11 protein-coding genes are annotated in these 15,211 nt (G+C 36.4%); 7 read left to right on the top strand and 4 right to left on the bottom strand.

The features are described 5' to 3' along the window. Positions 1–40: 40 nt before the first annotated feature. The 3 genes from ABN256_RS13180 to prfH all read left to right on the top strand — a co-directional run bounded on the left by ABN256_RS13180 (position 41) and on the right by prfH (position 2,878). Positions 41–817, top strand: a complete 777-nt coding sequence (locus ABN256_RS13180) for a DeoR family transcriptional regulator (protein WP_115351181.1) — start codon at positions 41–43, stop codon at positions 815–817. Between the two features lie 313 nt (positions 818–1,130). Next, the gene (locus ABN256_RS13175; protein WP_349439538.1) at positions 1,131–2,267 is read left to right on the top strand and encodes an RNA ligase RtcB family protein; all 1,137 of its coding nucleotides are present in this window, start codon (positions 1,131–1,133) and stop codon (positions 2,265–2,267) included. After that, positions 2,267–2,878, top strand: a complete 612-nt coding sequence (gene prfH, locus ABN256_RS13170) for a peptide chain release factor H (RefSeq protein ID WP_349439536.1) — start codon at positions 2,267–2,269, stop codon at positions 2,876–2,878. The genes ABN256_RS13175 and prfH overlap by 1 nt, the downstream gene beginning before the upstream one ends. 221 nt (positions 2,879–3,099) lie before the next feature. Here the strand turns inward: prfH and ABN256_RS13165 are convergent, their stop codons facing one another. The 4 genes from ABN256_RS13165 to dpaL form a co-directional block, all read right to left on the bottom strand. Further along, positions 3,100–4,374 (bottom strand): MFS transporter, encoded by a 1,275-nt coding sequence (locus ABN256_RS13165; protein ID WP_072069520.1) that lies wholly within the window; start codon positions 4,372–4,374, stop codon positions 3,100–3,102. 95 nt (positions 4,375–4,469) lie between these two features. Beyond that, positions 4,470–6,056, bottom strand: a complete 1,587-nt coding sequence (locus ABN256_RS13160; RefSeq protein ID WP_072069521.1) for an N-acyl-D-amino-acid deacylase family protein — start codon at positions 6,054–6,056, stop codon at positions 4,470–4,472. A 73-nt stretch (positions 6,057–6,129) separates the two neighbouring features. Further along, complete coding sequence (locus ABN256_RS13155) at positions 6,130–7,314, bottom strand: YgeY family selenium metabolism-linked hydrolase (protein WP_196554315.1); 1,185 nt, start codon at positions 7,312–7,314, stop codon at positions 6,130–6,132. Between the two features lie 31 nt (positions 7,315–7,345). Beyond that, positions 7,346–8,563, bottom strand: a complete 1,218-nt coding sequence (dpaL, locus tag ABN256_RS13150) for a diaminopropionate ammonia-lyase (RefSeq protein WP_115351184.1) — start codon at positions 8,561–8,563, stop codon at positions 7,346–7,348. Positions 8,564–8,927: 364 nt separating this feature from the next. Between dpaL and ABN256_RS13145 the strand changes: the two genes are divergently transcribed. From ABN256_RS13145 to ABN256_RS13130, 4 genes are all read left to right on the top strand, one after another. Next, a complete protein-coding gene (locus tag ABN256_RS13145; protein WP_349439553.1) occupies positions 8,928–10,730 on the top strand; it encodes a sigma-54 interaction domain-containing protein in 1,803 nt (600 codons plus the stop codon). 637 nt (positions 10,731–11,367) lie between these two features. After that, positions 11,368–11,940, top strand: coding sequence for a fimbrial protein (locus ABN256_RS13140; RefSeq protein WP_196554313.1), 573 nt, complete (start codon positions 11,368–11,370; stop codon positions 11,938–11,940). 58 nt (positions 11,941–11,998) lie between these two features. Next, entirely contained in the window at positions 11,999–12,679 is a 681-nt protein-coding gene (locus ABN256_RS13135) for a fimbrial biogenesis chaperone (protein ID WP_349439535.1), read from the top strand. A gap of 18 nt (positions 12,680–12,697) precedes the next feature. Further along, the gene (locus tag ABN256_RS13130; protein WP_349439534.1) at positions 12,698–15,208 is read left to right on the top strand and encodes a fimbria/pilus outer membrane usher protein; all 2,511 of its coding nucleotides are present in this window, start codon (positions 12,698–12,700) and stop codon (positions 15,206–15,208) included. Positions 15,209–15,211: the final 3 nt, after the last annotated feature.

Here is a 15,211-nt window from a genome sequence, read left to right as displayed (position 1 = left end):
TTTCTTGGAGTACGCTATTCAATAACACAAGGATCCTTCGGTGATAGAGACCAAACAGCACGAACGTTTGCGCCGCCTCAGTGAATGTATAAAACGCTCAGGTCGCATACATCTTAAAGACGCCGCGAGGATCCTTGAAGTTTCTGAAATGACGATTAGACGCGATCTTAGTTCTGACGCTGAAAATCCATTTCCAATGTCATTATTGGGTGGCTATATTGTTGCATTAGCCCAACCTCATTCTGGATTAATTTCAACATCATCCGATATTATTACACCAGATCAAACGGAAGAACTTCATATCCCTAATCTTGCTGCCGGTATGGTCTCTGAGGGTGATGTCCTTTTTTTCGATAATGGGCAATTTATTCCTACACTGATTGAACTTATACCTGATAATCTGCACTTCACGGGGATCTGTTATTCTCATCGTGTATTTTTAGCATTAAGCCAGAAAAAAAATGCCACCGTCTTACTTTGTGGTGGTGAATATCGTTCTAAAAGTGATTCATTCTACAACCCTACCCAACCTTCTTATCTTGATAGCATTAATCCTAAAAAAGCCTTTATTGCAGCTGAAGGTGTCCATCTCGATTTTGGTGTTACCTGTTATAACATCGACGATCTTTATATGAAGAAAAAAGCGATGGATAAATCTATTCGTAAGATCTTACTTACCAAATACCACTATTTTGATGAAACAGCGACAGGCAATATGGGCGATTTAGCTCAGTTTGATGTTGTTATCACAGATAGAAAATTAACGGATGATTACGAAGATTATTGCCGAAAAAGCTCAGTAAAAGTGATTTATTAATTAAAAATAGAGTGCTAACTAAAATAGATAATAAAGAAAAGTTAGCCTTAAATTAAATAAATTATATTTATTCTCTTTTATAAAAATAAAGAAAACTCACGCCACTTTTTGATTGCCAAGGCAAAAAAAAGTGGTTACTATGCCCGCGATTTATTATTTCTCACCCATTTTAATTAACGCAAGGAGGTATCCCATGACAACTAAAAATATGAATACTCTTTGCGGACAATCTCAGAAGTAATCCTTTTTTCCTTCTTTTTGCTGTCCGCCAATCAATTTATTTTTTTATCCTTTACATTATATGGATTGGTATATGGACAAGTGTGTTCATTATTTATCTGATAGCGTTTGTTATATCGCATCAGATAATACTTGGATTGAAAGCAAAGCAATCCAACAATTAGAAACAACGGCTCAACTTCCTGATATGACTTATGTCGCAGGTATGCCAGATCTACATCCTGGTCGTGGTTATCCTATTGGTGCAGCCTTTTTTTCTGTTAATCGTTTTTATCCTGCCTTAGTCGGAAATGATATCGGCTGTGGTATGACACTCTTTCAAACTGAATTTAAAAACAACAAACTCAACTTAGATAAAGCAGAAAAACAGTTGAGTGAAATGAGTGATATCGCACCTTCAGAATGGTTAGAAACTCATCTATCGACTGAAATGCAAAACCACTCTTTTGCTGGCTCTTTAGGCTCTATTGGTGGTGGTAATCACTTTGCTGAATTCCAGCAAATTGACCAAGTGATTAATGAAACGCTTTTCGCTGAAAGTGGTATCAATAAAAAACAGTTATTGCTCTTAGTCCACAGTGGATCACGAGGTTTAGGACAATCTATCTTACGCTCTCACACAGAACAATTTGGTCATAAAGGGCTGGTTGCAAACACTGATGATGCAAATGAATATTTGCAAGCTCACAATAAAGCACTTGATTATGCAAAACTAAATCGTCGCCTTATTGGTGAAAGAATGATGCGCCAAATTCATACTCAAGGTGAAGTCATTTCTGATGTTAATCATAATCTTGTAGAGCCTTGTGAATTACATGGTCAACAAGGTTGGTTACATCGTAAAGGTGCAACACCAGCACATCACGATATGGTCGTTATTCCGGGTTCACGCGGTGACTACAGTTATATTGTTAAGCCCATTGTGTCTGAATTAAGCCTTCATTCATTACCGCATGGTGCAGGCAGAAAATGGATGCGTACCGAGTGTAAAGGCCGTTTATCACACCGTTTTACACCCTTACAACTTTCACGAACTGCATTAGGTAGCCGTATTATTTGTGCCAATAAACAACTGATTTATGAAGAAGCACCACAATCTTATAAATCAATTGAAACTGTGATTGAAAGTATGGTGAGCATTGGGTTAATCGAAGTTATTGCACGTTTAAAACCTGTGATCACCTATAAAACAAGTGGGGAGATGGCGTAATGTTATTACAATTCACCTCCGCACAAGGCCCTGAAGAGTGCTGTTTAGCCGTTGAAAAAGCCTTAAATTACTTTTTGAAATCGACATTAAAACAACAAGTTAACGTAACCATACTTGAAAAAGAGCCTTCACGTTATGGCTTAAAATCTGCATTAGTGTCTCTTGAAGGCAATGATGCACAAACTATCGCCCAACAGTGGGCGGGTTCAGTACAATGGCAATGTGCAAGCACGTTACGACCACGACATAAACGTAAAAACTGGTTTATTGGTGTTGCTTGTTTTGAACAACCTGATGAAATTAATGACAAAGAAATTGTCTTTGAAACCATGCGTTCCAATGGCCCCGGTGGTCAGCATGTTAACAAAACAGAGTCTGCGGTCAGAGCAACACATATTGCCACCGGCATTAGTGTAAAAGTGCAATCAGAGCGTAGTCAGCACGCCAATAAAAAGCTCGCTAAGCAACTTATTGCATGGCATTTAGAGACTTATATGATGAAGCAACACGCCTCATTAAATAGCCAACGCCATATTGCCCATCACCGAGTTATTCGTGGCGATGCCACACTCTGTTTTAGTGGTAATGACTTTGTTCTGATAAGCAAATAATGTTATTAATCTAACAAAAGCAAAGCCACGATTTTTAATCGTGGCTTTTTTAAGACAAAAATACCCTACAATAAGATTTTTTAAATTAAAAAATCAATAAAGCGTATAGTGAGTTTTAATAAATAAATCTTACAGTTAATACATTTATTTTATTTAATTAATCTTATTTCTTTTAATAACATCACATTTATTCAAATATAAACGTTATTAATAATGATTAATTAAACGGATGCAGGTGTATTTCGCATTTTAACAGTGAATGTCACAACAGCAGAGGCAACCAATGCAATTATCATAAACATAAATGCACTGTCATAACTGCCACCACTTGCTTTAATTAAGAAGCCCATAACCGGTGCGGAAACAACACCCGCCATTTGACCACCAAAGTTAACAATTCCCGAAGCACGGCCCATGATTTTATTTGGGATAGTATCCATCAAAATACCCCAGAACATTGCCATGGCGAAGAACATAAATAATGCTGAAATACACTGATAAACTACTGCCATATCAGCACTTTCAACGGTGTAGGTCATATATAAAAAGCCTGCTGCAATTACTGCGGTAACCATATACAACCATTTACGTTGTGATTTACATTTATCAGAAACATAACCGCCTAATAATGTCCCACCAGCACCAAATAAGAATGGAATAGCCGCCATTACCCCTGTTTTCGCCAAAGAGAATTCACGAACAGTAATTAAATAGCTTGGCAACCAAGTTGAAAATCCCCAAAAGGTGATATCAAACAGAAACCAAATGGCTGCCATTTGCCATAACACTGGCATTTTTAACACATCTTTAAAAGGGACGGCTTCAACAGGTTTATCCGTTAATGTACCATCTGCCGCTAATTCATCGAGATCTTGCTGAGTAATGCTTGGGTGATCTTTTGGATTATCACGAGTAAAGAAGTAGATACCTGCGGCAATTAATAAGCCCGGAATACCTAAAACAATAAATACCATATGCCAGCCAAAAGCACCGATAATACTGGCTGCAACAATTACGGCTAATGCAGGCCCTAAAGTATTTACGGTTGATTGAATGGCAGTAGCACGACCACGCTCTTTAGATGGGAAATAAGTTGAGATCATTTTCCAAGAAGCGGATGGAAAACAGCCTTCACCAATACCAAATAAGAATCGTACCGCTAACATTAACGGTAATGTAAACACCATCCCCGTTAAACTGGTAAATACTGACCACCAAGCGATCCCTATTGCCATAATTTTACGTGCACCAAAGCGGTCAGCTAAGAAACCTCCCGGTATTTGGAATGCGGCATAACCGACAAAGAAGGCACTAATGATTAAGCCTTGTTGAGTGGTATCAAGATTAAGATCACGCCCAATAAAAGGTAACGAAACACTCATCACCATTCTATCTAAGAATGAAAGTAACCATGCTAACCAAATCAAAGATAAAACGGTGTAACGAGCTTTCCATGTCTTCTTCTGTTGAAGGTCTGGAATAATATTTGAACTCATTTTCCTGTTCCTCAGGTAAGGGGAAACCATCACGGTTGAAGAACAACCGTGATAAACAGAGATAAGATTTAACGTTTAAGAGCGCTATTGTGTTGTTATGCTCTTAAAACATGACCGCTACAGGCGTAACTTTCGACTCCATTAATTAAAGCGATACGCCCATTGACCATCACCAAATCAATTCCTTCTGGATATTGGTTTGGTTCAACAAACGTGCCTTTATCAATAATGGTCTCAGGATCAAGCATCACAATATCTGCTGCATACCCTTCTTTAATCAAACCTCTGTCGGTTAATCTAAGGACTTCAGCAGGTTTACCTGTCATTTTGCGGATAGCTTGTTCCCAAGTGAGGCATTTTTCTTCTCTAACGTATTTACCTAAAACACGAGGGAATGCACCAAATACACGAGGATGAGGTTTTCCTGCGCCCATTAATCCATCAGTACAGACGTTTTGCTCAGGACGACATAAAAATTTGATAACGTGCTCTTCTGTACCATAAAAATCCACCATACCTACCGCATTTTCTTCTTCATATAGCAGGTCAAAGGTTGCGTTATAGGGATCTTTACCTCTCAATTTGCCTAGCTCGACAAGACTAAGCCCAACAGCATCTTGGTTTTTTTCTGTTTTAGAACTAGTGACATAAATATTTTCTAATCCTGCGAAATCAATAAAGTTATCCCAACCTGGGATACCTTTTTCGATATCTTCAATCATCTTTTTACGCAGTTCAGGAGAGGCTAAACGTTCTAATAGTTTCTCTGTACCCCCTGCATGAACCCAAGGTGGTAAAATTACCCCAAGCATGGTACTGCCTGCCACATACGGATATTGGTCAAAAGAGATACGAATACCCTCTTTTTGGGCTTGCTCTAACATACCGAGCATTTCATCGATTAATCCCCAGTTTTTCTTACCGCATACTTTCATATGAGAAATATGCAACCAAACACCGGATGCTTTAGCGATATCAATAAGCTCTTGAGTAGACTGAATAATATCGTCAGCTTCACTACGTTGGTGAACAACAAAAATACCATTATGCTTCGCGGTAACCTTACAAAGCTCGATCATTTCGGCGGTATCGCCAAAGGCACAAGGCATATAAATCAATCCTGTTGATAAACCAAATGCCCCTGCTTTTAATTCACGCTCTAAGATCTCACACATTTTGGCGACATCTTCACGAGTAGAGGGATTACCTTCTAATCCCATTGCTTCCATTCTGATATTTCCATGAGGTACAAGGTAAGCGAGATTGGTTGCAGAGCCTCTGGCTTCCAACATCCCTAAGTAACCTTCGGTATTTTTAAAATGCCAATCAATACTGTCAGAATCTCCATCTAACCCCGCAATATTCTTACGCCATGCAGAAATATACTGCTCTGGCAATGGTGCTAACGCGACACCATCTTGCCCTAATAATTCCGTGGTGATCCCTTGACGGATCTTTGCCGATAATGCGGGATTAAGTAGAGCAGAAAGATCGGAGTGAGTATGCGTATCAATAAAGCCAGGACAGACTATCTTCCCTGTAGCATCAATTATTTGATCATTTGTTTTTGTCTCAAACTGACCGATTTTTATTATTTTTCCTTCATTAACCACGACATCAGCTTGAAATGCACTTGCCCCTGTTCCATCAATAACAGTGGCGTTTTTAAATATTGTTTTCATTCTGTTATTTCTCCAAAGAGCATCTGGCTATTTCGCCAGATACTCTTCTAGTAAGGATTTATTTGAGTAAGAATTAAAGGTGATAAAGGCTGTTCATAATGCTGTAATAACCGCGAGCAGCGCCTTTGAGTTGCTCAATCTCGATATATTCATCAATGGTATGTGCTAAATTTTCGCGAGATGGACCAAAACCAATCGTTTTAATACCCGCTTCACCCGCATAATGGCTACCGTTGGTACAGAAAGAGTATTGTGTGACCGTTGGTTTGAAACCAAATTCATGTAACCCTTTTAAAACACTTTGCACATAAGGGTCACTCTCTTCTAATACCCAACCAGGGAAGAAACGCTCACCTTCAATAGTCGCACCGGTGTAACATTTTTCAGTACCATAGGCATAAGAGACTTTGGCTTTAAAATCCGCATCTTGAGAAGCGAGTTCATCAATGGCTTTTTGCAGTGGTGCAAGCACGCCTTCTTTTGTTTCACCGACTAATAAACGGCGATCGTAAGTGGCTCGACAATACTCAGGTACAACAGAAGCTCCCGGATAAGGCGCTGATTTAATATCCGTCAGCTCTAAGATCCCTTTTCCTAATATCGGATGAACAGGTGGCGTTAATGCTCTGATCTTCTCGATCAGTTTTGCCATTTTATACACTGAGTTGATCCCAGCATCTGGGTTGGCGGAGTGCGCTGGCTTACCAAAGGTTTCAACAACAATTTCGGCACGGCCACGTTGCCCTATTTTCAGGTTTAATTCAGATGCTTCACCAATCACCACATAATCGGGTTTATATCGCTCTGAAACCAGTCTTGCCGCCACACCTTCAAAGCATTCTTCATGTACAATACAAGAGACATAAATACGGCCAGCAAAATTACGCTGATTATCTTGACCATAAAAACCAATTGCCGAAATCATCGCAGCCACAGCACCTTTCATATCACTAGTACCACGACCATAAATCTTGCCATCTTTTATTTCTGCACCATAAGGTTTTTCTTTCCAGTCTTGCTCACTCACTGGAACAGTATCGATATGACCATCAAAAATAAGGGTTTTCCCTGGGTGTTGGCCTATAATTCCACCAATAATATTGCCGTATTTATCAATATGAATATCGTCAAAATCATAGCTTTTCATCATCTCTTCTATGACTTTAACAACGTTACCTTCTTCACCCGAATAGCTTTTTTGTTGGATTAATAATTGGCAATTCTTAATAACTTCATCAAATCGGTTTGCTGATAACATACTTTTTCACTCCAAAAGACTTATTTGTTTTTTAAAATTGTTTGAAGCTAGGCAACTCACCATCCCACACGATATCGCGATAACGCTCAGGATCTGTGTCACCTTCAGTGCTTATCACAAGCACTCTTGCATTTTCATCTAATCCCAGCTCTTCTTTCACACTTTGATAAACCGGTGATTGCATTAAAATAGAGAGCAATCCTGTTGTCACAGCGCCAGATTCACCAGAAATGATGTGCGGATCACCGGGTAAAGGGTTCCCTAAAATCCGCATTCCCCTAGTCGCGACGGCATCAGGGCAAGAGAAAAATGCCGCTGAATAATCGCGTAACAAATTCCAACCAATACTATTCGCTTCACCACAAGCAAGCCCCGCCATAACGGTTTGTAAATCTCCGCCAACAGGAATGGCATCCGCTTTCCCTGATACGGCAGATTGATATAAACAGTCGGCAATACGTGCTTCTGCCACAATCACTTTAGGGGCTTGTTTGCCATAAGCTGCGGTTACCATGCCTTGCACCATACCCGCAAAAGAGCCCACGCCGGCTTGTACAAAAATATGCGTCGGTGGTACTTCATGTAATTGCGAAAGAGATTCCAGCATTAAAGTGCCATAGCCTTGCATGATCCATAAAGGGATCTCTTCATAGCCATCCCATGCAGTGTCTTGAACCACGATCCAGCCATATTTTTCAGCCATTTCCGCTGTCATTCTCACTGCATCGTCATAGTTCATATCAACGATTTCAGCGACTGCGCCTTCTCGTAAAATGGCATCTAAACGTTCTTGTGATGATCCTTTTGGCATATAGACCACCGCTTTTTGCTTTAACTGTCTTGCCATCCAAGCAACGCCACGTCCATGATTCCCGTCAGTGGTTGTCGCAAAAGTTACGCCATTTAACTTTTTCCTGATCTCATCACTGATCATTACCTCATAAGGTAATTCACTTATGTCCATTTCAAGAAAATCAGCGATATGGCGCGCCATCGCATAAGCACCACCTAACGCTTTAAACGCTTTTAAACCAAAACGGAAAGATTCATCTTTGAGATATAACTCACCAACCCCTAAAGTTTTAGCTAACTGGGGTAAATGAAATAACGGTGTAGGTGCGTATCCTGGAATAGTTCTGTGAAAATCTAACGCTTTGGCTAACTCGTCATAATGAAAAGGGGCAAGCTCAGCGGTTGGTTTTCGCGTAAATGAACTTTGGTTAATCAGGTACTGCAATTGCTCCTGCATGGAATTACCTCTTAATCACACTTTAAAATTCGCGATAACCCAATATCGCGATTAATCGGAATACATAGGGTTATCCCCTATATCGCAATATGTATGCCAACTCACTCAAAAAGCATCTAATAAAAATACAATTAATTGATTTTAAATATATTTATTACTTTAGTGATTAAGGGGTAAAATTTCTGATACAGAAAAGCTGTGATCTAGACGGTTTTATTTAGTTGATAAATTATCAATAATAAGAAACTGTGTGAGCTTTATACAAAATAAAACTAACCAATTAATAAATAACAATTAAATAAAACATCAAAAATAGATGATGATAATTTATTATCAATAATGATAATTTTAAGGTGAGAATGTGATGCACTCATTACTTAGTACACTGCAAGATGAAATCAGCAAATATACCGATGCCATTGCAGGGATCACTGGCACTGATGTTGAAATTATTGATAACAATTTAATTCGTATCGCAGGTACAGGACGTTACCGCTATATGCTCAATCAAGATGTCTCCAATAATGGGCATATTTATCGTCATGTACTGCAAGTACAAAAGACTATTTTGATTGAAGATCCGAAAGAAAATAGCCTCTGCCAACTTTGTCAAAATCGCTTAACCTGCACTGAAGAGCTTGATCTTAATGCCCCTATTTTTCTGAATAACCAAGTTATTGGTGTAATTGGAATTATCTGTTCTAACCGAGAACAAAAGATGTTTTTGATGAAGCAAAAACAAGCTTTTATCACCTTTATCGAACAATTTTCAGAAATGATCTCAAGCCGTATTTTTGAATGCCTTGAAAGGCTTCGTGAACAAGAGCGATTTGGCACTTTTCGAAATTTAATTGATGTGATGGATAGAGGCGTAATTGCTATTGATAGCCAAGGTAAGATTTGGCATGCCAATCTTTCTGCTTTGCGTTTTTTTGATTGTGAGCTTATTGGTCAGTCTCTTGATATCGATATGACTGGCGATATCCTTTATGGTGATGAAGAAGCGTGGCTGATATTAAACCAGCAACGCTACCATGTTCTGTGTAAAAAAATCACCTTTTCATCAGTTGATAACGACCAACTTACCATGGTTATCTTTCATGATGCCCGTGATTATATGACGCAGGTAAATGCCCTTTCCGTTGATGAAAATCCCCACTCTCCTTTAATTGGTAATTCACAAAATATGCTTCACTTAAAAAGCATGCTAAGTAAAGTTGCCGTAAGCCATGCCAGTGTGCTTATCACAGGAGAAAGTGGCTCAGGTAAAGAAGTGGTTGCTTATACTATTCATCAACAAAGCCTACGCACAAAGCAGCCTTTTATTACTATTAACTGTGCTGCTATTCCTGAACAACTCTTAGAAAGCGAGCTTTTTGGTTATGTGCGTGGCGCTTTTAGTGGTGCTGATCCTAAAGGCCGTATTGGTAAATTTGAATTAGCTCATGGTGGTAGCCTATTTCTTGATGAAATTGGTGATATGCCTTTGCATTTACAAGCCAAACTTTTACGTGTACTCCAAGAAAAAAGTATTACCCGTGTTGGCTCTAATAATCTAATTAATATTGATGTGCGTATTATTGCCGCCACAAACAAAGATCTGCGTGAAATGGTAAATAAAGGGCAATTTCGTGAAGATTTATTTTATCGTCTCAATGTTGTTCCGATCCATACACCAGCATTACGTGATCACAGAGAAGATATTGCAGAGCTTGCACAATTCTTTGCTGATAATCTGGCTTTAACCTATCAAAGGCCTTCCACGAAGATCCCCAACGTTGTTATTAACTACTTATATTCCTATGATTGGCCCGGTAATATTCGCGAGTTACGCAATGTGATTGAATATATGTATGTTATGCAAGGGGATACCGTCGATTTAAATCTCAGCCACCTTCCGCCTTATCTGTTAGAGGCTTCTCATGGTGATATATTAGAAAAAGAAAATCTTAGTCGTATCTATACCAAAACTAACGCATCCCATGAACATCAAACTCAATCCTTAAACACACAAGAACTTCTCAAAACTAGAAGCTTAACATCAGAGTATCAAACCATTATGGGCATATTAGAAAAAACAGGAACAACATTGGAAGGAAAGAAGAAAGCAGCAAAGATCTTAGGAATAAGCATTGCCACTTTATATAGAAAAATGAAAATACGATAAAAATTATTTAAAATTAAATTTTAATTTAATCAAAAGATTTAAATAAAATTTAAAGTTTTAATAAGAATTATTCCCACTAATTATTCTATCTATATTATTAGAAACTCTTCTTTTAATGACTACCTTTTATAAAGTATTGTTACCATGATATTTTAATCTTAATGCCATTTGTAACAAAATATATTTTCCATAAAGTAAATTTGAACTATCTCCCTTTCTTCCTTTCACTACATGAAAAATCAACTATATGAAAAATAAGCATAAATAATTTTATTTTCATTATCTTATTAATGTTTTTTCTAAATCACATAAGAAAACTTTGTAACACTGTACATAAGACATTATTAAATAAACTACATAGAATCCACCTGTACAGAAATTGAAGTCATTTTCTATATTCAGAATTAGTATTAATTATAAAAAGCAAAGTAATAAGAGTTGATTGTGAATTTTATGATTAATACTAAAAGCTATTGTATCTAAGATTATATTTCTATTAGAACTATCTTTTTTAATTTCTTATATCTATTGGTTCTTTTAGTTAACTTATGAGCAATAAGGATAAGCGGATCTTAGAGTAAATAGCACTTAATATAATTTATTAAATACTATTTATATCAATCACTAGGGGTCAACAATGTCTATTTTAACAAAAAAATTACTTCCAATGGCTTTCGTTATTTCAGCAATAACGGCAAGTACAACAGTTTCTGCTGAAGAGCAAACAGGTCAAATTTCTTTCACTGGTTTAATTTATGCATCAACTTGTACCATTGATATTAATGGCACCGGTTCTGATGGTAACGTTAATATGGGGCGTTATGCTACCAGTGAATTTGACGGTACAGGTAGCGAAGTAGGAGGAACTGGCGGTAATGGTAAATTAGATATCTCTTTAATTAATTGCCCACCTCAAGGTAAAGTTAAATTAAAACTAGAGGGTAAAACAGATAGTAGCTCTAACCAAATTTTGGCATTAGATAATCCTAATGATACTAACACCGCAAAAAATGTCGGTATTCATATTTATGATCATGATGATTTAGATGTTCCTTACAATATTAATTTTGCTGAAGAATATGATATTAAAGATAATGGAGATCTTAAATCTAAAACATTATCTTTTATTGCCAAATATGTCAGCACTGATAATGACGTTGAAGCAGGTCGTGCTGATGCAACATTAAATTATACTCTGACTTATCAATAATAAATAAATGCAGGTTAATTATTATATTAACCTGCATATCTTAAAGAGGTACTTTTTGATGATATTTAAAAAAATGCTATTAGGACTAGGCTTAATATTTAGCTCAATCACATCTAGCTTTGCTGGATTTGGTTTAGAAACAACCCGTGTTGTTTATAATGAAAGTAATAATAATGAAGGATTTGTTGCATTTAATAGCGATAAAAATACTAATTATTTATTACAATCTTGGGTCGAAGATCTTAATGGGAAACTTACCCAAGATTTTGTTATTACACCACCATTAATTAAATTAATAGCTCAACAAAAAAACACATTACAAGTGACTAAAAATACAATCTTACCTAATGATATTGAATCTATGTATTGGATAAATGTTAAATTTGTCGCACCAAGTAATGAGAACTTAGAGAATGTACTTCGCTATTCTATGACCAATAGAATTAAATTAATTTATAGACCTCAATCTCTTAAAAATGCCAATATTGAAAAAGAAATCAAAACGTTAAATTGGAATATAAAAAATGAAAACCTCGTAGTATCAAATAAATCACCTTATTTTATCAATATTGGGAAGCTAATAATCGATGGTAAAGAGATTGAAAATATACCTAGTTTTCTTTTACCAAAATCAGAAACAACAATTAATGTAGGTAAAACACTTCCGAGCAATAAGAAAATAGAATTATTTTATATCGATGATTTTGGAAAAAGTCTTCCAGTGGAATTCTCATTATAATAAGAGACGTTATTCAATATGAAAAAGACAATGGATAATTATTTAAATAAATCGCCACTCCATTTATTTATTGTTGGCGTTTTATTCGCTTCTTTTAATATATCTGCAAACGATTATTATCCAGCTAATCTATTAAATATTGAAGGAAGTACACAGCAAGTTACCAATGAAGATCTTAATGTCTTTAGAGAGAATAATATTGCTCCAGATAGTTATACTGTAACACTTTTTGTGAATGATAATCGCGTATTAACTCGTGAATTTGATTTCATTCTGATGGAAGATGAGGATGGTAATAAAATATTAGCACCTCGTCTTTCTGCTGAAGAATGGTATAACGCAGGTATTGATCTCCCTTATGATGTGATTAATAAAAACAAAAATAATGATTTTATTAATCTCAACGATATTAACAATGCCAGTGGTTATCTTGATCTAAATAGAAAAAAATATATTTTAACAATACCACAGTTATATGTTAACGAAGATAGACTAAAAGAAAATGAAATAAAAAATTGGGATTCAGGTATTCCTGCATTATTAGTTAACTATGCCTTATCTTCATTCAATAGCCGTAGTCATGGTAATACAACAGACAGTTATTATGGCAATATTCAAACCCAAGTTAACTTAGGACCTTGGCGCTTTAATAACTATTCAACCTGGTCAAAGAATGAGAATGGCGATAAAAAATGGAATACGCTAAGTAATGTGATTTCTAGAGCAATCACCAGTATTAATAGTGAATTAATGATTGGTGATCTTTATTCTTCTTCACAACTGTTTGATTCAGTAAAATTTAGAGGCATTAAATTAGTCACTGATAGATTAATGACACCAACACAAAATAGAACTTATGCACCGAGTGTTTCTGGTATTGCCAATTCAGAATCTATAGTGACTATTACCCAAAATGGTCAAGTCATTTATAAACGCAGCGTACCTGCGGGGCCTTTTAATATCACTGATTATTATCCGATGAACAGTGGTGGTGATTTACATGTTAGCGTTACTGAAGCCGATGGCTCTGAAAAAAATTTCATAGTCCCCTTTTCTTCTATTGCCAATCTTGAACGAAAAGGTGAAATAAAATATAGCTTTTCAACCGGTAAATATGACGGTAACAATAGCGGTGATGGCGCCTATGTTGTTCAAACTGAGGCTTTCTATGGTTTAACTGACTACGTTACTCTTTATGGCGGCGTGCTTGTTGGTGAAAAATATCAATCTGTTGGTATCGGAACAGGGCTCAATTTAGGTAGCTATGGTGCAATCACCTCTGATTTACTATACGCAAAATCTTCCACTAATCATGGTAATGACGCATTACATGGTAATGCCGTTAGAGTAAATTATTCTAAAAATATATCAGTTACAGATACAACACTTTCATTAGTCGGCTATCGTCATTTTGATGCCAACTTTCTTAATTTTACGCAAGCAATGGAACACAAGGATACAAAATATAATCCTAATAATGGATTAAAAAATGAATATACATTCTCCATTAACCAGCCTTTATTTTCTAATAATGCATCAATTAATTTAAACTCTGTTATTTATAAGTATGTCGATGGAAAAACTGTTCACTCTTATAATACAGGTATTAATAGCTCAATTAATAAAGTTAGCTATAGCGTTTATTATACTTATTATGATGGTAGTCGTTATAACGATAAGAATAAAAATAGTCATGATTTAAGTATGAATATTAGTATTCCATTCTCATGGAATGAAAACTACATTTGGGCTAATTATGGTATTTCGACTAATAATGATAGCCAAGTATTACAAACCGCACGTCTAAGCGGAACCTATGGTGATAAAAACCAAGCCAATTGGGATGTTTACCAAGGATATGGCAATAAAGGTGTTAATTATAGTGGTGGTTTAAACGGCTCTTATAAAGCACCAAACGCTGTCGTTAATGCAGGATATTCATATACAGAAGATAAACAAAATATTAACTACGGTATTAGTGGAGCATTAATAGCAACACAATATGGAGCGGTATTTACGCCTTCATTACAACAAACAAACGCATTAATATTGACCAAGGATACCTCTGGTGTAGAAGTGATTAATGGTCAATCTATTAAAACCAATAATAGTGGGTTAGCGGTTGTTTCTGGCATGTCTCCTTACCAAAAAAATAGCATTAGCGTTAATACCAATTCAATACCTAGTAACACTGAAATCTCGAACAATATTATTAGTAATATTATTCCGACCAAAGGTGCATTAGTGTTGGCTGATTTTGATGCCAAAAAAGGATTTAAATTCCTACTAACATTACAGACACCGGATAAAAGTACCATTCCAATGGGCGCTAAAGCCGTGATTGATAATGATGATACACAATTAGTAGCAAGCTTCCATCAACTCTATTTTGTTGCCAATAAACCACAAGGCAACATTCAAGTTTCATGGACTATTCACGGTGAGCAGAAAATCTGTCATGCAATTTATGACATTAATAACAAAGCGCCAGTTAATGGTTTATATATTTTAGATACTGAGTGTAAATAAGGA

The sequence above is a fragment of the Proteus sp. fly-1008 genome, assembly GCF_040140305.1.
Classification (GTDB): Bacteria; Pseudomonadota; Gammaproteobacteria; order Enterobacterales; family Enterobacteriaceae; genus Proteus; species Proteus vulgaris_B.
This window is presented reverse-complemented; position numbering and strand designations above follow the sequence as displayed.